General features: G+C 64.1%; 20 protein-coding genes. 15 read left to right on the plus strand and 5 right to left on the minus strand.

The window, feature by feature from the left end:
• The first annotated feature begins 118 nt into the window (after window positions 1–118).
• The 15 genes from FGE05_RS07610 (at window position 119) to FGE05_RS07680 (ending at window position 14,476) form a co-directional block, all read left to right on the plus strand.
• Window positions 119–790 carry a GntR family transcriptional regulator gene (locus FGE05_RS07610; RefSeq protein ID WP_139643311.1) on the plus strand — a complete coding sequence of 224 codons (672 nt, stop codon included), beginning with the start codon at window positions 119–121 and terminating at the stop codon, window positions 788–790.
• A 140-nt stretch (window positions 791–930) separates the two neighbouring features.
• Complete coding sequence (locus tag FGE05_RS07615; protein ID WP_139643314.1) at window positions 931–1,842, plus strand: hypothetical protein; 912 nt, start codon at window positions 931–933, stop codon at window positions 1,840–1,842.
• 114 nt (window positions 1,843–1,956) lie between these two features.
• Complete coding sequence (locus FGE05_RS07620; protein ID WP_139643317.1) at window positions 1,957–2,889, plus strand: 4-hydroxyproline epimerase; 933 nt, start codon at window positions 1,957–1,959, stop codon at window positions 2,887–2,889.
• A complete protein-coding gene (locus FGE05_RS07625; protein WP_139643319.1) occupies window positions 2,886–4,004 on the plus strand; it encodes an FAD-binding oxidoreductase in 1,119 nt (372 codons plus the stop codon). Before FGE05_RS07620 ends, FGE05_RS07625 begins: the two co-directional genes overlap by 4 nt.
• A gap of 149 nt (window positions 4,005–4,153) precedes the next feature.
• A complete protein-coding gene (locus tag FGE05_RS07630; RefSeq protein WP_139643321.1) occupies window positions 4,154–4,390 on the plus strand; it encodes a 2Fe-2S iron-sulfur cluster-binding protein in 237 nt (78 codons plus the stop codon).
• Window positions 4,387–5,643 carry an FAD/NAD(P)-binding oxidoreductase gene (locus FGE05_RS07635; protein WP_139643324.1) on the plus strand — a complete coding sequence of 419 codons (1,257 nt, stop codon included), beginning with the start codon at window positions 4,387–4,389 and terminating at the stop codon, window positions 5,641–5,643. Before FGE05_RS07630 ends, FGE05_RS07635 begins: the two co-directional genes overlap by 4 nt.
• A 175-nt stretch (window positions 5,644–5,818) precedes the next feature.
• Complete coding sequence (locus tag FGE05_RS07640; protein WP_139643329.1) at window positions 5,819–6,568, plus strand: AraC family transcriptional regulator; 750 nt, start codon at window positions 5,819–5,821, stop codon at window positions 6,566–6,568.
• Between the two features lie 231 nt (window positions 6,569–6,799).
• Window positions 6,800–7,618 (plus strand): transporter substrate-binding domain-containing protein, encoded by an 819-nt coding sequence (locus FGE05_RS07645; RefSeq protein ID WP_139643332.1) that lies wholly within the window; start codon window positions 6,800–6,802, stop codon window positions 7,616–7,618.
• A 10-nt stretch (window positions 7,619–7,628) separates the two neighbouring features.
• Window positions 7,629–9,407: an aconitase X gene (locus FGE05_RS07650; protein WP_139643335.1), complete on the plus strand. Its 1,779-nt coding sequence runs from the start codon at window positions 7,629–7,631 to the stop codon at window positions 9,405–9,407.
• On the plus strand, window positions 9,400–10,065 hold the full coding sequence (locus FGE05_RS07655) for an amino acid ABC transporter permease (RefSeq protein ID WP_041024839.1): 666 nt from the start codon (window positions 9,400–9,402) through the stop codon (window positions 10,063–10,065). The genes FGE05_RS07650 and FGE05_RS07655 overlap by 8 nt, the downstream gene beginning before the upstream one ends.
• A 9-nt stretch (window positions 10,066–10,074) precedes the next feature.
• Window positions 10,075–10,725, plus strand: coding sequence for an amino acid ABC transporter permease (locus tag FGE05_RS07660; protein WP_041024840.1), 651 nt, complete (start codon window positions 10,075–10,077; stop codon window positions 10,723–10,725).
• Entirely contained in the window at window positions 10,718–11,440 is a 723-nt protein-coding gene (locus FGE05_RS07665; protein WP_024777747.1) for an amino acid ABC transporter ATP-binding protein, read from the plus strand. The genes FGE05_RS07660 and FGE05_RS07665 overlap by 8 nt, the downstream gene beginning before the upstream one ends.
• Window positions 11,441–11,546: 106 nt before the next feature.
• Entirely contained in the window at window positions 11,547–12,575 is a 1,029-nt protein-coding gene (locus FGE05_RS07670) for a proline racemase family protein (RefSeq protein ID WP_139643337.1), read from the plus strand.
• A 168-nt stretch (window positions 12,576–12,743) separates the two neighbouring features.
• Complete coding sequence (locus tag FGE05_RS07675) at window positions 12,744–13,661, plus strand: dihydrodipicolinate synthase family protein (RefSeq protein ID WP_055137750.1); 918 nt, start codon at window positions 12,744–12,746, stop codon at window positions 13,659–13,661.
• A 257-nt stretch (window positions 13,662–13,918) separates the two neighbouring features.
• Window positions 13,919–14,476 (plus strand): DinB family protein, encoded by a 558-nt coding sequence (locus FGE05_RS07680; protein WP_139643340.1) that lies wholly within the window; start codon window positions 13,919–13,921, stop codon window positions 14,474–14,476.
• Between the two features lie 62 nt (window positions 14,477–14,538).
• On the opposite strand, the gene FGE05_RS07685 is transcribed toward FGE05_RS07680, so the two are convergent.
• From FGE05_RS07685 to FGE05_RS07705, 5 genes are all read right to left on the minus strand, one after another.
• A complete protein-coding gene (locus FGE05_RS07685) occupies window positions 14,539–15,603 on the minus strand; it encodes a 2,3-butanediol dehydrogenase (protein WP_254705014.1) in 1,065 nt (354 codons plus the stop codon).
• 81 nt (window positions 15,604–15,684) lie between these two features.
• On the minus strand, window positions 15,685–16,797 hold the full coding sequence (locus tag FGE05_RS07690; RefSeq protein WP_139643349.1) for an acetoin dehydrogenase dihydrolipoyllysine-residue acetyltransferase subunit: 1,113 nt from the start codon (window positions 16,795–16,797) through the stop codon (window positions 15,685–15,687).
• Complete coding sequence (locus tag FGE05_RS07695) at window positions 16,797–17,813, minus strand: alpha-ketoacid dehydrogenase subunit beta (RefSeq protein ID WP_139643351.1); 1,017 nt, start codon at window positions 17,811–17,813, stop codon at window positions 16,797–16,799. The genes FGE05_RS07690 and FGE05_RS07695 overlap by 1 nt, the downstream gene beginning before the upstream one ends.
• 35 nt (window positions 17,814–17,848) lie before the next feature.
• Complete coding sequence (locus FGE05_RS07700; RefSeq protein WP_047702923.1) at window positions 17,849–18,826, minus strand: thiamine pyrophosphate-dependent dehydrogenase E1 component subunit alpha; 978 nt, start codon at window positions 18,824–18,826, stop codon at window positions 17,849–17,851.
• A 3-nt stretch (window positions 18,827–18,829) separates the two neighbouring features.
• Window positions 18,830–19,912 (minus strand): ATP-NAD kinase family protein, encoded by a 1,083-nt coding sequence (locus FGE05_RS07705; protein ID WP_139643354.1) that lies wholly within the window; start codon window positions 19,910–19,912, stop codon window positions 18,830–18,832.
• Window positions 19,913–20,252: the final 340 nt, after the last annotated feature.

The raw sequence follows: 20,252 nt of genomic DNA on the forward strand, positions 1-20,252 counted from the left end.
CGGGGATAAATCCCCTCGCCACAAGGGTTCACTCGTCTGGAGGGTAGCGTCAAGATCCGAGACACCACCTCCGCCAAGTCGTATACCATATCCCCAACTCAGCAACCGACCCGCCGCCGTGACTTTATCCAAGTTCAAACTGCCCGACCTGGGCAACACCCCTTCTACTTCGGAAATCATTACCCGTCACCTGCGCGAAGCCATCGTGGCCGGGCATTTTGCCGAGGACGAGCCGATTCGCCAGGACGATATCGCCCGTCAGTTCAACGTCAGCAAGATCCCCGTGCGCGAAGCCCTCAAGCGGCTGGAGGCCGAGGGGCTGGTGATGTTCCAGCGTAATCGCGGCGCGATGGTCACGCGGATTTCCGAGGTGGAGCTGGCACAGATGTTCGAAGTGCGGATGTTGCTGGAGGACAAGGTGCTGCGCCTGGCGATTCCCAACATGACCGAAGACACCTTCGCTCGCGCCGAGGCGATCTGCCGCGAGTTCATCGGCGAGGACGACGTCGGGCGTTGGGCCGAACTCAACTGGCAGTTGCACGCCTGCCTCTACGAGCCGGCACAACGGCCCTTCCTGGTCGGCCTGATCCGCTCGGTCCACGACAAGCTGGAGCGATACCTGCGCATGCAGATGAGCCTGTCGGCCGGCAAGGAACGCGCCGATCACGAGCACCGGGAAATCCTCGATGCCTGCCGTGCCGGTGATGTTGAACGGGCGGTGAAACTGCTGGACGAACACATCGCCGGCGTCTGCAAGACGCTGTTCGAGTTCCTGCCTTCCAGCCATTGAAGCTGATCGCTAAACGACAATGCCGGGGCGCTGAGCGACCCGGCATTTTTTTTGCGCATATACATATGTACCACCAGGGTCCTGCCATGCGGCGCCAGAATCGGTGACTTCTTAATCAGAGATAGAACGCACCTCCAATCATGACCGACACCATCGTAGACACCCTGACGGTGACAGCCTCGATCACCAATGAACATTGGGCTGGCACCGACGACACCCTGTATGTGTCCATGGGCCCCCTCAGCCAGATGCAATTATTCTGTGAAGCCCCGCGAGTCGGGCAGACCATCACGGTGGAAATCGACCTGCCCAGACTGTTCGGCCGCCCCCGGATCTCATTGTCCGAAATCGACGGCGTGACCTTCTACCAGAGGCCCGAAGCCCATCCGATCGCCACCGATGACTGGGAACTGGAATCCGTGCTGATCAAGGCCAATGACATCTACACCAACCTGTCCTTCAAGCAGGTACGCCGTTGGCTGAAGAATTCATCCTCGCACTTGCTGGCCGTATGGTCAGGCCATGTGCATTTTTCCGACTGGATGAATTCCGACAAGCGATCGATTGATCTCAACGCCCAGACCTACCCGATCAGATGGATGCCCTTCATTGGCGATCTCATGCACTGGCGTTGCTATGACCCGTCGAAAATCGACGGCGTCGGTCAACTGGTGGGAATGTGGGATGGCCAACTGATCGGCAATCAATTGAAATCGCAAACCAGCGAAATACTCGCGCCCAACGACCGGTCCAATAGCTACACCTGGGTGTATACCCCGGAGAACTCCGTCATCTATAAACGCTGGGAACATGCTGACCGGGCCAACTACATCCGGCACAGCCAACTCGGCAGTGGCAGGCCGGTCACGTGCGCTGGGGAATTCAGGATCAGGGAACATCGCATGGAACATGTGATTGCCATGGTCAACGATGCCTCCGGGCACTACCGCCCCGACGGAGGTGCCTGCCTGCGCTACGTGGCGGAAAAGTTCGAGGCCCTGGGCATCAATACGGAACACATCGAGTGGCAGTGGAGATACGCGTCCGACTGATGAGCGCCCCCTGTACTGTGCCGATTTCGTCATGGGCGACAGATAAAACCATCAAGCCGCTCCCCCCTGTTGCGGGCCACGCTTGCGCTCACTTATCTGAACGGAAGTGGTCCCATGAAGCGCATCACTGTGATCGATTCCCACACCGGCGGTGAGCCGACCCGACTGGTCACCGACGGTTTTCCCGATCTCGGCCAGGGCAGCATGGCCGAGCGCAGGCAGCGCCTGGCCTCGCAGCATGATGCCTGGCGTGCCGCCTGCGTGCTGGAACCTCGGGGCGGCGACGTGCTGGTGGGCGCGCTGCTCTGTGAACCGGTAGACCCGAGTGCCTGCGCCGGGGTGATCTTCTTCAACAACAGTGGTTACCTAGGCATGTGCGGCCACGGCACCATCGGCCTGGTAGCGTCGCTGGCCCACCTGGGGCGGATCGGCCCGGGCGTGCACCGCATCGAAACCCCGGTGGGCACCGTCCAGGCCACCTTGCATGAGGATCGCTCGGTCAGCGTGCGCAACGTGCCCGCCTATCGTTACCGTAAGGCGCTGCGCCTGGAAGTACCCGGTATCGGCCCTGTGGAAGGCGATGTGGCCTGGGGCGGCAACTGGTTCTTCCTTATCGCCGACCACGGCCAGCGAGTGGCGAGCGACAACCTCGACGCATTGACCGCCTACACCTACGCTGTGCAGCAAGCGCTGGAACAGCAAGGCTTTCGTGGCGAGGACGGCGGGCTGATCGATCATATCGAGCTGTTCGCCGACGACCCGCAAGCCAACAGCCGCAACTTCGTACTCTGTCCCGGCAAGGCCTACGACCGCTCCCCTTGTGGCACCGGCACCAGTGCCAAGCTGGCGTGCCTGGCCGCGGACGGCAAGCTGCAACCCGGTCAGAGCTGGCGCCAGGCCAGTGTGATTGGCAGCGAGTTCGAAGGTTCTTATGAACAGGCGGGCGAGCGCATCGTGCCGACGATTCGCGGCCGTGCCTATATCAGCGCCGAAACCACGCTGATCATCGAAGCGGATGACCCGTTCGCCTGGGGCATTCGCCTGTGACCGAGGGCCTGATCGCCGACGTGATCGTCATCGGTGCCGGCATCATCGGTGCAGCCTGTGCCCGGGCCTTGTCCCTGCGTGGATTGAAGGTGGTGGTGCTCGACGCCGGCTGGCACGGCGCGACTGCGGCCGGCATGGGGCATCTGCTGGTGCTGGACGACAATCCGGCGGAACTGGCCCTCAGTCAATACTCCCTGGGACGCTGGCGCGAATTGGCCCATCTCCTGCCCGAAGGCTGTGCCTGGCGCAACAACGGCACCCTGTGGCTGGCGGCCAATCCGCAGGAGATGGCGGTCGCCAACAGCAAGTACCTGAATCTGCTGGCTCACGGAGAAGCCTGCGAGCTGATCGGACGCGGGGCCCTGCGTCAGCGCGAACCCGAGTTGCGCGAGGGTCTGGAGGGCGGCCTGCTGATCAAGGGCGACGGCATCCTCTACGCTCCCGCCGCCGCGCGCTGGATGCTGGACAGCCCGCACATCCGCCAGCAGCGTGCGCAGGTCGCCGAAGTGGACGGCTCGCGGGTACACCTGGACGACGGGCGCTGGTTGAGGGCCGAGGCGGTGATCCTCGCCAACGGTATCCAGGCCACCGAACTGTGCCCGGAGCTGCCGATCGAGCCGAAGAAGGGCCATCTGCTGATCACTGATCGCTACCCCGCCACTGTCACTCACACCCTGGTCGAACTGGGTTATGTCACCAGTGCCCACAACGCCAGCGGCCCATCGGTGGCGTGCAATATCCAGCCCCGTCCCACCGGGCAACTGTTCATCGGCGCCTCGCGGCAGTTCGGCACCGTCGACCCGCAAGTGGAAGGCTGGATGCTGGCGAAGATGCTCAAGCGCGCCGTCGACTACATGCCCGGGCTGGCACAGCTCAACGGCATCCGCGCCTGGACCGGCTTCCGCGCCGCCAGCCCCGACGGCCTGCCGCTGGTGGGACAGCACCCGCAACGCAAGGGCCTGTGGCTGGCGGTGGGACATGAAGGACTGGGAGTCACAACGGCCCCCGCGACGGCTGACCTATTGGTGGCACAGCTGTTCAACGAAGCCTCGCCACTGGCCCCTCAGGCCTACCTGCCGGAGCGTTTCCTGGGAGAACCTGTGTATGTCAGCTAAATCCCTGTGGCGAGGGGATTTATCCCCGTTGGGGCGCGTAGCGGCCCTGAAGTCTGGCTACTCGATGTGTCAGGGTAATCCAGAGGGGCTGCTGCGCAGCCCAACGGGGATAAATCCCCTCGCCACGGCTTCATATTGGAATCCTCCCGATGCCTGAATTATTACTGGACGGCCGCCCACTGACGGTCACCCAAGGCACCAGCGTCGCCGCCGCCCTGGCCCTGGGCGCCGATGGTTGCAGTCGCACCTCGGTCAGCGGCCAGCGACGTGCGCCCTTGTGCGGCATGGGTATTTGCCAGGAATGTCGGGTAACAATCGACGGCCAGCGCCGCCTGGCCTGCCAGACCCTGTGCCGCGACGGCATGCACGTGCAGACCCGACCATGAACGAAACCACCGACCTGCTGATCATTGGCGCCGGCCCCGCCGGCATGTCCGCCGCCCTGGCTGCGGCCAGCCGCGGCGCGTCTATCGTGCTGCTGGACGACAACCCGTTACCTGGGGGGCAGATCTGGCGCGACGGCCCCCAGGCCAGCCTGCCCACTGCGGCACGCCGCCTGCGCGAGCGGTTGCAGACCTGCGCCAATGTGCGCTGCCATGCCGGCACCCGGGTGATCGCTTGCGCCGCCGATAAAACCCTATTGGTAGAGAATGCCGAGCGCGGTTGGCAGATCACCTACCAGCGCCTGATCCTGTGCACCGGCGCCCGTGAGTTGCTGCTGCCCTTCCCCGGCTGGACCCTGTCCGGCGTCACCGGTGCCGGCGGCTTGCAGGCGCTGATCAAGGCGGGCCTGCCGGTGCGGGATGAACGTCTGGTGATCGCCGGGAGTGGGCCGCTGCTGTTGGCCAGCGCCGCCACGGCCAGGCATCAGGGTGCCCACGTGTTAAGGATTGCCGAGCAGGCCAGCCGTGCCGCCGTGACCGGTTTCGCCGCGCAATTGCCGCGCTGGCCGGGCAAGCTTCTGCAAGCGTTCGCGTTGTTCGACCGGCACTACCGCACAGCAAGCCATGTGCTGGAGGCCTTGGGGCAAGAGCGGCTCGAAGGCGTGCGGTTGCTGCAACAGGGCAAGATCGTCGAGCTGGCCTGTGACCGGTTGGCGTGTGGCTTCGGGCTCATCCCCAATACCCAGCTCGGCCAGGCCCTGGGCTGTGAGCTTGCCGAACATGCCCTCGCGGTGGATGGCTGGCAGGCGACTACCCGCCAGGACCATTACGCCGCCGGTGAATGCACCGGTTTCGGCGGCAGCGAACTGGCACTGGTGGAAGGCGCCATCGCCGGTCACGCGGCGGTCGGCGATACCACGGCCGCCCAGCGCCTGTGGCCGCGTCGAGAGCGCTGGCAAGGTTTCGCCCGGACGCTGAACAAGGCCTTCGCCCTCGATGGGCAGTTCAAGTCCCTGGCCCGGGCCGACACCTTGGTCTGCCGGTGCGAGGACGTGCCCTACGGCGATCTGGTCGGCCACGTGAGCTGGCGCGAAGCCAAGCTCGCCAGCCGTTGTGGCATGGGCGCGTGCCAGGGCCGGGTCTGCGGCGCCGCCCTGGAGTATCTGTTCGACTGGACGCCCCCCACCCCACGCCCGCCGTTCAGCCCGGCGCGGATCGAAACCTTGCTGGGGCTGGAAGAAACCCCACCCAACTAGGCCGCACAAGCGCAGCTCCTTGTGGGAGCGAGCCTGCTCGCGATGGCGTTTTTCAGATACAGATAGGTTGCTGACACACCGCCATCGCGAGCAGGCTCGCTCCCACATGAGTTGGCCGATCATTCTGCTGCTACTCTTGCGCAACCCTTGCCCCCACCCGAGATGATGCCGCCCCATGTATCCCTCGCTCATGTCCTTTACCCCCTGCGACCTGGGCACCCTGCTGCACAGCCTGCAATCCATCGCACCGCTGCTCGACACCCTGACGGACGTGGTGTTCTTCATCAAGGACACCCAGGCCCGCTACGCCTTCGTCAACCAGACCCTGGCCCGGCGCTGCGGCTTCAAGCACAGCGCCGATCTGCTCGGTCTCACTGCCGAGCAGGTGTTCCCCGAGCGCTTCGGCCCGCTGTATACCGAACAGGATCGACGGGTGCTGGCCAGCGGTCGGGAGTTGGCCGACCAACTCGAACTCCACCTGTACTACGGCAATCAGCCGGTGTGGTGCCTGACCCATAAAATCGCCCTGCGCGAACCCAGCGGCCAGATCGTCGGCCTGGCCGGCATCTCCCGGGACCTGCAACTGCCGCAGTCCAGCCACCCAGCGTTTCAGAAACTGGCGGCGGTGGATGCCCATATCAAACATCACTTCGCCCGCCCCATCAGCCTCGCCGAACTGACCACCATCGCCGGGTTGTCAGTGGCGCAACTGGAGCGGCACTGCAAACGCATTTTCCAGCTCACGCCCCGGCAAATGATTCACAAGGCGCGTCTGGAAGAAGCCTCGCGCCTGCTGCTGGACAAGGACCTGCCCATCACCGACATCGCCCTGCGCTGCGGCTACACCGACCACAGCGCGTTCAGTCGCCAGTTTCGCGCCTTGACCAGCCTGTCGCCGAGCCAGTATCGGGAAAGCCGGCACTGAATCTGTTCCCTAACAGGGCGCCGGAGCGCCCATTGCTCCCATCTGTAACACCTGACTGAAACGGCCTCCGGCACCTTTCGAGCCCACCCCCTCTTATTACTGTTTTGTAATCAACGAGTTACCCATAAGCGCGAGAAACTCGCCAGACAGGCACGCCGATTGCTTATCTAATATCGTATACGAAATCCTCAATACGATATCTCACCGCATTTATTCGACAGCGAGGCATTTATGAAAAACCCTGCATTGGCCGTAGCGTTAAGTGTTGTCCTGGCACCTCTGTTCATCACCCCCGCCTATGCCGACAAGCTCGATGACATCATCGGCTCCGGCAAGCTGCGCTGCGCGGTGACCCTGGATTTCCCACCCATGGGCTTTCGTGACGAAAGCAACAAGCCGGCGGGTTTCGACGTGGACTATTGCCACGACCTGGCGAAGGTCCTGGGGGTAGATGCCGAAGTCGTGGAAACGCCGTTCCCGGACCGGATCCCGGCGCTTATTTCCGGCCGTGCCGATGTCATCGTCGCCTCCACCTCCGACACCCTGGAACGGGCCAAGACCGTTGGCCTGACCGTGCCCTACTTCGCCTTCCAGATGGTGGTGCTGACCCGCGACAACACCGGCATCAACAGCTTCGCCGACCTCAAGGGCAAGGCCGTGGGCAATACCAGCGGCACCTACGAAGCCATCGCATTGGAGAAGGACCAGAAGAACTGGGGCAGCGGCAGTTTCCGCGCCTACCAGTCGCAGAACGACACGCTGTTGGCCGTCGCCCAAGGGCACATCGACGCGACGGTGGTGACCAATACCGTGGCCGCCGCGACCATCAAGTCCGGCAAGTACAAGAACCTGAAGATCGCCGGTGACGCGCCTTATGTCATCGACTACGTGTCCCTCGGCGCCAAGCGCAGCGAGTTCGGCCTGATCAACTACCTCAATCTGTTCGTCAACCAACAGGTGCGCACCGGTCGTTACAAAGAGCTGTTCGTCAAATGGGTCGGCACCGATATTCCGCCGGCCAACCTGACCGTCCCGCAGGTCTATTACTGAGGATCGGGGCATGCCAAGCACGCCTATCCGTGTCGTGGGCCGCAGTCTGGTGGAGGGTGCCGCCCAGGGCGCCCTGCTCTTTGCCGATGTGGGCTTGAGTTTCTGGGGCGGTGTGGATCCGGCCAGCGGTGAAGTCATCGACCGGCATCACCCGCTCAGCAGCCAGCGCCTGGCCGGGCGCGTGCTGGCGATTCCCAGCGGGCGCGGCTCGTGCACCGGCAGCAGCGTCTTGATGGAGCTGATCAGCAACGGCCATGCACCCGCCGCCCTGGTGCTGGCCGAAACGGATGAGATCCTGACCTTGGGCGTGCTGGTGGCGCAGTTGATTTTCCAGCGTTCCCTGCCAGTGGTGCAGATCGGTAGTGAAGCCTTCGAACGTTTGCGCGGCCAGGGTTTCGTGCGCATCGAAGGCAATTGCCTGACCCTGACCGGCCGCCGCCCCGACGATCGCTGGGATCAGGCCGACGTTCCCTTGCCGCCGCCCATGCCGTCTACGGTCAACCTCACCGAACAGGACCGGGCACTGCTCGACGGCAACCATGGCAAGGCCGCCCAGGTGGCGATGCAAATCGTCTTGCGCATGGCGGAAATCCAGGGCACCACGCAGTTGCTGGACGTGACCCAAGCCCACATCGACGGTTGCATCTACACAGGCCCGGCCAGCCTGCGCTTTGCCGAGCAACTGGTGCAGTGGGGCGCCAAGGTGCGCGTGCCCACCACTCTCAATTCCATTTCCGTGGACCAGCGCCGCTGGCGGGAACTGGGCATAGATCCGGCCTTGGGCGAACCGGCGAGTGCCTTGGGCGATGCCTACATGGCGATGGGCGCGCAGCTGAGTTTTACCTGCGCGCCGTATCTGCTCGAGACCGCGCCCAAGGCCGGCGAGCAGATCGTCTGGGCCGAGTCCAACGCGGTGGTCTACGCCAACAGTGTGCTCGGGGCTCGCACGCAGAAGTACCCGGACTTCCTGGATATCTGCATTGCCTTGTGCGGCCGCGCGCCCTTGACCGGTTGTCACCTGGACGATCAGCGCAAGGCCAGACTGATCGTCGACGTGCCGGGATTAGGCACTGTCGACGACAGCTTCTATCCACTGCTGGGTTATCACATCGGCGGCCTGACCGGCCGGCGTATTCCATTGATACGCGGCCTGGAACATGCCGCGCCGACCCTGGATGACCTGAAAGCCTTCGGCGCCGCATTCGCCACCACCAGTGCCGCGCCGTTGTTCCACATCGCCGGGGTCACACCGGAAGCCCTCGACCCGGTCGATGTCGTGGAAGCGGACTGTCCGATACCGATGGAAACCGTCGATGCCGCAGGCCTGCTTGCCAGTTGGCGCGAGCTCAACAGTGCCCGGGACAACCGGGTGGACGTGATCTCCTTGGGCAACCCGCATTTTTCCCTCAGCGAATTTGCCAACCTGGCGGCGCTCTGCGTCGGCCGGAGCAAGCACCCGGACGTGGTGCTGGCCATCACCTGCGGCCGTGCGGTACTGGAACAGGCCCGCCAGGCAGGTCACCTGGGCGCCATCGAGGCCTTCGGCGCCACGCTGGTGACCGACACCTGCTGGTGCATGCTGGGCGAACCGGTCATCCCACCCGCTGCCACCACCCTGATGACCAACTCCGGCAAATACGCCCATTACGCGCCCGGCCTGGTGGGACGCGGGGTGCACTTCGCCAGCCTAGCGGCCTGCGTCGACGCCGCGTGCAACGCCACCGCCACTGGTCAGCCGCCGCTCTGGCTGCAACCCGCCACCCGCCAGGGGAACCCCTTCCATGTTTGACTACAGCTTCCAATGGCGCCCGGCCCTGCGCGCGTTGCCCGACATGCTCGCCGGGGCCTGGGTCACGTTCGAGACCGCGGCGCTGTCGATGATCTTCGGCGTGCTGATCGCGCTGGTACTGACGGTGATGCGCCAGGCGCGCCATCCATTGCTACGGGGAATCGGCAATGGCTGGGTGTCCATCGCCCGCAACACGCCGTCGCTGTTCCAGATCTACATCCTCTACTTCGGCCTCGGCTCCCTCGGGCTGCATGTCAGTTCGTGGCTGGCGTTGCTGGCCGGGATCACCTTCAACAATGCCGGTTACCTGGCGGAGAACTTTCGCGGTGGTCTCAAGGCCGTGCCCGGCACGCAGATGCGCGCCGCCCGGTCCCTGGGCATGAGCGCGTTCCAGGCCTATCGGATGATCATCGTCCCGCAACTGCTGCGCATCGTGTTCTACCCGCTGACCAACCAGATGGTCTGGGCGGTGCTGATGACCTCGCTGGGCGTGGTGGTCGGCCTGAACAACGACCTCACCGGGGTGACCCAGGAATACAACGTCAAGACGTTCCGCACCTTCGAATACTTCGCGCTCGCGGCCGCGCTGTATTACCTGATCGCCAAGCTGATCGTCGGGCTCGCCCGGCTGTTGTCCTGGCGCCTGTTCCGCTACTGAGGGTTGGTCATGTTTGCAACAAGCCTCACCGTTAACGACCTGTTGTTCTTGCTCGACGGGGCCTGGGTCACGCTGCAGCTGACCGCCTGGTCGATCCTGCTCGGCACCCTGGCCGGGCTACTGTTCGGCCTGCTCCGGGCGCTGTTGCCCCGGGCCAGCCTGCCGCTGGCCTGGGTACTGGACGTGTTTCGCAGCGTGCCGTTGCTGATCCAGTTCGTGCTGTTCAACTCGCTCAAGAGCATCGTCGGCCTGAACCTCAGCGCCTTCGCCGTCGGCTGCATCGTGCTCGGGGTCTACGCCGCCGCGTACTTCACCGAAATCGTCCGTGGCGGGGTGCTGGCGGTGCCGCTGAGCACCCGACGGGCCAGCCGTTCCCTGGGCTTGAGCTACCTGCAGGACCTGCGCTTCATCGTCCTGCCGATTGCCACGCGCGTGGCGTTTCCCGGCTGGCTGAACCTGGTACTCGGGGTGATGAAGGACACCGCGCTGGTGATGTGGATCGGCATCGTCGAGCTGCTGCGTGCTTCGCAAACCATCGTCACGCGCATTCAGGAACCCCTGCTGGTGCTGTGCATCGCAGGCCTCATTTACTACGTCATGAGCCTGGTGGTCGCCCGCCTCGGCGCACGCCTGGAAAGAAGGTGGCAGGAAAATGATTGAGATCGAGAACGTGCATAAATCCTTTGGCGACCTGGAAGTGGTCAAGGGTGTGAGCCTGACCGTAGACAAGGGTGAAGTGGTGTCGATCATCGGTGGCTCGGGGTCCGGCAAGTCGACCCTGTTGATGTGCATCAACGGCCTGGAGCCGATCCAGCAAGGCAGCATTCGCGTGGACGGTGTCGAGGTGCATGACCGCGCCACCGATCTCAATCACCTGCGGCAGAAGATCGGCATCGTCTTCCAGCAATGGAACGCCTTCCCGCACCTGACGGTGCTGGAGAACGTAATGCTGGCGCCGCGCAAGGTGCTGGGCAAGAGCAAACAGGAGGCCGAGGCCCTGGCGGTGAAACAGCTGGAGCACGTGGGCCTGGGGGACAAGCTCAAGGCCTTTCCGAACAAGCTCTCCGGTGGCCAGCAACAGCGCATGGCCATCGCCCGGGCCTTGGCGATGTCGCCGGACTACATGCTGTTCGACGAAGCCACCTCGGCCCTGGACCCGCAACTGGTGGGTGAAGTGCTGGACACCATGCGCATGCTCGCCGAGGACGGCATGACCATGGTGCTGGTGACCCACGAGATCCGCTTCGCCCGGGACGTGTCCGATCGCGTGGCGTTCTTTTGCAATGGCCGGGTGCATGAGATCGGGCCGCCGGACCAGGTGATCGGCAACCCGATGCAGCGGGAGACGGCGGCGTTTCTCAAGTCGGTGAAATAGCCCATGCCCCTATCGCGAGCAGGCTCGCTCCCACATGGGATTTGTACCCTGTGGGAGCGAGCCTGCTCGCGATGAGGCCGGAACGGACAACACAAGGAACAACCCAATGCGCTCATCAAAAATCATCCACGTCGTCAGTTGCCACGCCGAAGGCGAAGTCGGCGATGTGATCGTCGGCGGTGTCGCCCCTCCACCCGGTGCCACGGTGTGGGAACAGTCGCGCTGGATCGCCCAGGACCAGACCCTGCGCAACTTCGTTCTCAACGAGCCCCGTGGCGGCGTGTTTCGCCACGTCAACCTGCTGGTGCCGGCCAAGGACCCTCGGGCGCAGATGGCCTGGATCATCATGGAGCCGGCCGACACCCCGCCGATGTCCGGCTCCAACTCCCTGTGCGTGGCGACCGTGCTGCTGGACAGCGGCATCCTGCCCATGACCGAACCCCAGACCCGCCTGGTACTCGAAGCCCCTGGCGGGTTGATCGAAGCCGTCGCCGATTGCCGCGACGGCAAGGTGCAACGGGTGGAGATCAAGAACGTGCCCTCCTTCGCCGACCGTCTCGACGCCTGGATCGAAGTCGAGGGCCTGGGCTCGCTGCAGGTGGACACCGCCTATGGCGGTGACAGTTTCGTCATCGTCGACGCCCAGCGCCTGGGCTTCGCCATCCGCCCTGACGAGGCCGCCGATCTGGTGGCCGTCGGGCTGAACATCACTCGGGCCGCCAATGAGCAACTGGGCTTCGTCCACCCGCTGAACCCTGACTGGTCACACATTTCGTTCTGCCAGATCGCCGCGCCCGTCGTCATGGAGGCAGGCGTCGCTACGGGTGCCAACGCCGTGGTGATCCAGCCCGGCAAGATCGACCGCTCCCCTACCGGCACAGGCTGCTCGGCACGCATGGCGGTGTTGCAGGCCAAGGGGTTGATGCAGGTGGGCGAGCGGTTCATCGGGCGCTCGATCATCGGCTCCGAATTCCATTGTCGCATCGACTCGCTGACCGACGTGGCCGGGCGCCCGGCGATCTATCCGTGCATTGCCGGACGGGCGTGGATCACCGGGACGCATCAACTGCTGCTGGATCCGGCTGATCCATGGCCGCAGGGCTATCGGCTTTCAGATACGTGGCCTGGCGCATGATTTTCGAACTCACATCGATCCCTTGTGGCGAGGGGATTCATCCCCGTTGGGGCGCGAAGCGGCCCCAATCTGGCGACTCGCTGCGCCAGACAGATACAGGGGGCTGCTTCGCAGCCCAGCGGGGATAAATCCCCTCGCCACAGTACTACCATCAACTGGAGACACCCCATGAGCAAACGCATCAACTGGAGCGGCGTATTCCCCGCCGTTACCACCCAATTCAACGACGACTTCTCCATCAACCTGGACAAGACCCATGAGGTCATTTCCAACGTCATCCGTGACGGCGTCTCGGGCCTGGTGGTCTGTGGTTCGGTGGGGGAAAACACTTCGCTGAGCGCCGAAGAAAAAATCGCCGTGACCGAAGTCGCGGTGGACGCCTCCCGGGGTCGGGTGCCGGTGATCTGCGGCGTGGCCGAGTTCACCAGCGTGCAGGCGGCCAAGGTCGCCAACGCAGTGCGCAAGGTCGGCGTCGACGGCGTGATGCTGATGCCGGCATTGGTCTATGGCTCCAAGCCGTTCGAAACCGCCGAGCACTTTCGCTATGTCGCCCGGCATGCAGACGTGCCGCTGATGGTTTACAACAACCCACCGATCTACAAGAACGACGTGACTCCGGACATCCTGATTTCCCTGGCCGATTGCGACAACGTGGTGTGCTTCAAGGACTCCTCCGGCGACACCCGGCGGTTCATCGACGTGCGCAATGAAGTGGGTGATCGCTTTGTCCTGTTCGCGGGCCTCGACGACGTGGTGCTGGAAAGCCTCGCCGTGGGCGCCGAAGGCTGGGTCTCGGGCATGTCCAACGTGTTCCCGAAGGAAGGCGAAACCATCTTCCGCCTGGCCCGCGCCGGGCGTTTCGCCGAAGCGATGCCGATCTACGAATGGCTGATGCCGATCCTGCACCTCGACGCCCGCGCCGACCTGGTGCAATGCATCAAGCTGTGCGAAGCCATCGCCGGCCGCGGCAGCGCCCTCACCCGCCCACCACGCCTGGCCCTGCCGGAAGAAGACCGGGTGTATGTGGAACAGATCATGGCCAAGGCCCTGGCGAATCGACCGGTGCTGCCGGATGTGGGGCTCTGACCCGAGGCAAATGAAGTCCCCTGTGGGAGCGAGCCTGCTCGCGATAGCGGTCTGTCTGGAATAGCTATGCTGGATGTACCGCCACTATCGCGAGCAGGCTCGCTCCCACACTGACCGAGGTGTATGGAGGATTATCAGCCAGCACATCAACCCACTGTGGGAGCGAGCCTGCTCGCGATAGCGGTCTGTCTGGAACGGCTATGCTGGATGTACCGCCGTCATCGCGAGCAGGCTCGCTCCCACAAGGAAGGCTTACCATGAATTATTTCCTCGCCCAGGCCCTGAACAACCAGTGGGCCAACCACCGGCTGCTCGGCACCTGTGCGCAGTTGAGCGAGGACGAATACCTGACGCGACGCACGGGGTTCTTTCCGTCCATACAAGCCACGCTCTGCCATATCCTGGAGGTGGACCGCTATTACCTCACCGCCCTGGAAGGCGATCGTGACGGGCAGATCAAGGATTTCTCCGAGACCTTGGCCTTTGCCGAGCTGGTGCAATGCCAGGCCCGCACCGACCGGCGACTGGTGGCGTTCTGCGAATCCCTGCGGGAGAAAGACCTCGCCCGATCCGTCGAATTGGTACGCGCCGACGGTGCCGTGGTGCCCGAGCGTATCGACCGGTTGCTGCTGCACCTGTTCGCACACCAGATTCACCACCGTGGACAGGTCCACACGATGCTCAGCGATACCGACGTCGAACCGCCGCAACTCGACGAGTTCTTCCTCGACTGCGACCGCAGGTTTCGGCAAACGGAAGAGCGCCAGCTGCAACTCGACGAAAGCCGCGTCTGGCGAGACTATTTACCGGATTGAACCCACGGCAAAAAATGCGATGGCCGCCGCCGGCCATCGCCAATCGCCCACATCAGGAAAAATCAGCTCCGCGCCGGCGACACGATGATTTTCACGTTGTGCTCCTTGTTGTTGACCAGTTCCTCGAAGCCCTGCCCGACGATCTGCTCCAACTGGATACGCCCGGTCACCAGGGGTGAGATGTCCAGGCGGCCATCGGCGATGAACGCAATGACATCGGCAAATTCGCCGTTGTAGGCCAGCGCGCCGAGCACCTGCTTCTCGGTGGACACCAGTTCGAAGAAGTTGAATTCGCTCGGTTCCTCGAAAATCCCCACCAACACGCATTTGCCGGCCTTGCGGATCAGGTCGATGGCGAACTTGGCGGTGTGCTTGTTGCCGATGCACTCGAAGCTGACATCGGCGCCCAGCCCCCCGGTCAGGCGGCGCACTTCAGCCAACGCATCGCACTGGTTGGGATCGATGACATGACTGGCGCCGACCTCCAGGGCCTTGGCCTTGCGCGCGCTGGACATTTCCAGGGCAATCACCTGGGCCGCCCCGGCGGCCTTGGCACACATGATGGTGCACAGGCCAATGGTTCCGGCGCCCACCACCACGACGTTCTGGCCCAACAGGCTGCCAGCCTTCTTCACCGCGTGCATGCCCACCGCCAACGGCTCGATCAACGCGCCGGCCTCGGCAGGAAAACCGGCAGGCAACTTGTAGAGCAAATTGGCCGGCACATTGACCAGCTCCGCGAACGCGCCATTGTTCATCAGGCCGGTGAACGCCAGGTTTTCGCAGATGTTGTAAAGCCCGTGGGTACAGTAGTAGCAGGTGCCGCAGTGCTGGCAGGCATCCGCCGCCACCGGTTCGCCAACGCTGAAGCCCTCTACCCCGGCCCCCAGTTCGACGATTTCGCCGCAAAACTCGTGGCCGAGGATGCACTGGCCCTTGATACCGGTCAGCGGGTGTGGCGCGTCCACCGGGATGAACACCGGCCCGGCGACGTACTCATGCAGGTCGGAACCGCAGATGCCGCACCACTGCACGCGGATCTGCACCCAGCCGGCGGGCGGCGAAACGGGCAACGGTACGTCTTCGACGCGGATATCGTTACGGCCATGCCAGACGGCGGCGCGCATGCTGCGGGTAGGCGTGATTGAAGCGTTCATAGCGTTTCTCCAGAATGCTTGGGGGCGACGACTCGCGCGTCGCCCGGTTGATCAGTGCTGTTCAATGAACTCAAGGATCAATCGATTGACCTGCTCGGCCGCTTCCATCTGCACCATGTGGCCTTGACCGGCCAGCACCTCCACCCGGGCGTCCAGCCCCTCGCCATGGGCCGCCGGGATGATCGCGTCGTCACTGCCCCAGATCACCAGGGTCGGCACGTGACCGGCCTGCACCACTTCGCGCAAGTCCATCCGCTGGCGGCCGTCCGCGAACAACGTCGTCGACAGCTGCTTCAATGCCGCGTCCACGCCCTCCAGGCGCTTGTACTTGAGCATGTCGTCGAGCATCTGCCGGTTGACCAGCTCGGCGTTGGAGAACAACTGCACCAGCTGCGGCTTGAGGGCGTTGCGGTTGGAGGCCTCGACAAAGCCTTGCAGGTAGCCACCGTTGATCTCAGGGCCGAGGCCGGCACTGCCGATCAGCGTCAGGGATCGCACCCGCTGGGGCATCAAGCGTGCGGTGTTCAGCGACACGGCGCCGCCCATGGAATGCCCCACCAGATGCGCGACGCTGATGTCCAGGTGATCGAGCAAGGCCAGCACCGCGCCGCTCAGCTCATCCAGGTCACCCCGTTCCAGGGTCTTGCCGGACTCGCCATGGCCCGGCAGGTCCAGGGCGATCACCCGGCGGCCGGCCGCCAAGGCCTCATGGTTGAACAGCCAATTGTTCAGGTCCCCGCCAAAACCGTGGACCAACACCAAGGGCATGCCGCCTTCGCCACGTTCAAAGTAGCGAATCACCCGGCCATCCAGCTCGACCTTCTGCGGTTTCGCGCCGGTGTCTTCATCGCCGGTGTCGCCCGGCACGAAACTGGACTGGAACTGCTCGATGACCGCTTCGATCTCGGCGTCGCTGGCCTCGCCGTCGACGACAATGCCCAGCAAGGCGCCGACCGCCAGGGTTTCATCCTGCCGCGCAACCTGCCGGCGCAACACACCGGAGAACGGTGCTTCGACACTGCTGGAAATCTTGTCGGTCTCCACATCCAGCACTTCGTCGCCCTTGGTGATGGCCTGGCCCTCCTCCTTGAGCCAGGCATCGACCCGGCCTTCAGTCATCGACAGCCCCCACTTGGGCATGGTCAGGGTATGAATCTGGCTCATCAGCGCTTGCTCCACTCGATCACGTTGAGCACGGCTTGTTCGATCTTCGCCGCGTCAGGGATGTACAGGTCTTCCAGGGAATCGGAGAACGGCACCGGCGTGTGCGGCGCGGTGACCATCTCGATCGGCGCCTTCAGCGCACCGAAGGCTCTCTGCGCCACCAGCGCCGAGACATCGGTGGCCATGGAGCAGCGTGGGTTGGCCTCATCGATGACCACCAGGCGCCCGGTCTTCTCCACGCTTTCGAGAATGCTGTCCTCGTCCATCGGGCTGGTGGTGCGCAGGTCGATGACCTCGCAATCGATACCGCGCCCGGCCAGGCTACGCGCCGCGTCCATGGCGGTGTTGACCATGCGGCCGTAGGACACGAGGGTCACGTCCTTGCCGTCGCGCAGGAAGTTGGCCTCGCCGAACGGGATGGTGTAGAGCTCTTCGGGCACCTCGCCCTGCATGCTGTACAGTAATTTGTGCTCGCAGAAGATCACCGGATCGTTGTCGCGGATCGCCTGGATCAGCAAGCCCTTGGCATCGTAGGGCGAAGATGGGCACACCACTTTCAGCCCGGGAATGTGCGTCCACAAGGACGTGAGCATCTGCGAGTGCTGGGCCGCGGCGCGCAGGCCGGCCCCGACCATGGTGCGGATCACCAAAGGCGTGGAGGCCTTGCCACCGAACATGTAGCGAAACTTCGCCGCCTGGTTGAGGATCTGGTCCAGGCAGCAGCCGGCGAAGTCGACGAACATCAATTCGCACACCGGGCGCACACCGCAGGTCGCGGCCCCAACCGCCGCGCCGACGTAACCGATTTCCGACAGGGGTGTGTCGAGCACACGGCCGGGGAACTGGTCATAGAGGCCCTTGGTGACGCCGAGCACACCGCCCCAGGCGTCGTTTTCACCGGGCGCCCCGGCGCCACCGGCCACGTCCTCGCCCATGATGAACACGCTGGTGTCGCGGCGCATTTCCTGGGCCAGGGCTTCGTTGATTGCCTGCTGATAGCTGATTTTTCTCGCCATGATGGAATTCTCTGTTCTTGTTTTATGAAAGGCGTTCAGGGGTAGGAGACGTAGACGTCGGTGAGCAGGTCCGCCGCCGCAGGCTTGGGATCGGACTTGGCCTTGCGCACCGCGTTTTCGATCAGCAGTTCCACTTCCCGGTCGACCTGGTCCAGTTGCTCGGCCGAGAGCAACCCGGCCCGGGTGGTGCGCTCGCGGAACTGCATCAGGCAGTCCTGGTTTTCACGGAAGTGCTTGACCTCATCCGGTGCCCGATACGTTTGCGCATCGCCCTCGAAATGGCCGTAATAGCGGGTCAGCTTGACCTCGATCAGCGATGGCCCTTCCCCGGCCCGGGCACGCTCGATGGCCGCCCCGGCGGCTTCGTGAACGGCGAAGAAGTCAAAACCGTCCACCGTCACCCCCGGCATGCCGAACCCGGCGGCGCGGTCGGCGATGTGATCGCAAGCCACCGACCAATTAGAGGCCGTGGCCTCGGCGTAGCCATTGTTCTCGGCGATGAACAGGCACGGCAGGTTCCACACCGAAGCCATGTTCATGGCCTCGAACACCGCGCCTTCGTTGGAGCCGCCGTCGCCGAAGAACACCACCGCGACACTGTCGGTGCCCTTGAGCCTCGCTGCCAGCGCCGCACCGACCACCAGCGGCGCACCGGCACCGACAATGCCGTTGGCGCCGAGCATGCCCTTCTCGAAATCGGCGATGTGCATGGAACCACCCTTGCCTTGGCAGACCCCGGTTTTCTTGCCGTAGATCTCGGCCATCATTCCGTAGACATCCACGCCTTTGGCAATGCAATGGCCGTGGCCACGGTGGTTGGAGGCAATGCAGTCGTCATCGCCCAAATGAGCCATGACCCCGGCGGCCGACGCCTCTTCGCCGGCATACAAGTGGACAAAACCGGGAATCTCGCCGGTGGCGAATTCCACGTGCAGGCGCTCTTCGAACGCGCGAATGGTGCGCATCACCTGGTAGGCGTGCAGCAGTTGATCGTGGGTGAGCGGTGTCGACATTTTTTATTCTCCAGGGGTGTCTTGAAGGCTGACTTGCAGGTTCAGGGGGTGTTGCGGATGTTCACGGCCGATGCCCAGCAGGCGCTGTTGCGCGGCGTAGGCCAGCACCGCGTCGACATCGATGCTCAGCGGGCCGCCGGCATCGAGGGTGACCGTGGGACGGTCCTGCGGGTTGAACTCGATTTCCCGTTCGCCATCCAGGGCCAACGTGCCGCTGGACAGCGCCAACGGCTGGGCCACACCTGGCTCCAGGCGGCCGGCCGCGAGCACGCCGCAGCCCTGCAGCAGGCCTGGGGCCAGCGGCACCAGCAGCGCTTCGGGCGATTGCGGGTCCAGGCGCATCCAGGCCCCGCCCGGCTCCTGCCGCGTCACCGGCAGCCACAAGCCACACAAGGCCGACAGGCCAATGGATTGCGGCTCGGCAAAGGTCACGAAGACTTCGGCCAGGTCCGCCGCCCGGCTGATGGCTCGGGCGCCGACGAAGCGCAGCGGCGACACGGCGACGTCCACCAGAGCGATTTCCCGCAGACCGCGACGGGCCTCGCACACCAGCAAGCGCTTGTTGCGCCGCAGGCCGATCTGTTCGGGGATCCGGCCACTGGCGTACAACCCGCCAGCGAGCCCTGCCGTGGTGGCCTCGCGCAACTCGGGGAAGGCGTTGTTGGTACCGGTGGACAAGGTCAGCAACGGGATGTCACCCACCTCGGCGGCCACGGCCTTGTGGGTACCGTCCCCCCCGAGCACGGCAATCAGCGCCACCTCGCGCTCGGCCATCAGCCGTGCAGCCCTGCGGGTGTCTTCGACGGTCTGGCGCAAGGTCAGGTCGAGAAACTCCAGGGTCGGCCAATGACTGTCGCGCGCCTGGCGGCTGTGACTGTTCTTCAGCACGGCAGCGGCAATGCCGGTCATGTCGGTGGGCATCAGCACCTGTTCGATACCGGTGGCGCCGAAGGCCGCCAGCAAGCGCTGAATCACCGAGACCTTGTCGGTGCTGGAAAACAGCCCGGCGTTGGCGGTCAGGCGCCGCACGTCGCGTCCCGAAGCCGGGTTGGCGATGATGCCCACGGTCAGGGGGCGGCGACTCATGGCGCCACCCTGAACGTGAGGGACAAACGACCTGGGCAGGAAGACATAACGTACCTCGGTTCTTATTATTGGAAGGCCCGTCGTGCGGGCCCAGGGCATAGAGCAAGGGCGGTGCCAGGTGCGGAAAAAACCCAGCGAACGCCCGGGCCAGAGCCCTCGCAGCGAGATAAACCACGAACCGGGACAAGCCCCCGTGAGACGCCACATGTCAGCCTGCACGAGCCGCTGGCGAGACCGTGAGACGTGGCGTCTCACGCCAGCAGCCAATCTCGCCAGGCTTGTCTGGGCCCGGCGAACGGCGCTTAATGGGTGCACAACGATAAGAAGCTGAACCGGAGAC

Source organism: Pseudomonas sp. ICMP22404 (genome assembly GCF_006227205.1).
Taxonomy (GTDB): domain Bacteria; phylum Pseudomonadota; class Gammaproteobacteria; order Pseudomonadales; family Pseudomonadaceae; genus Aquipseudomonas.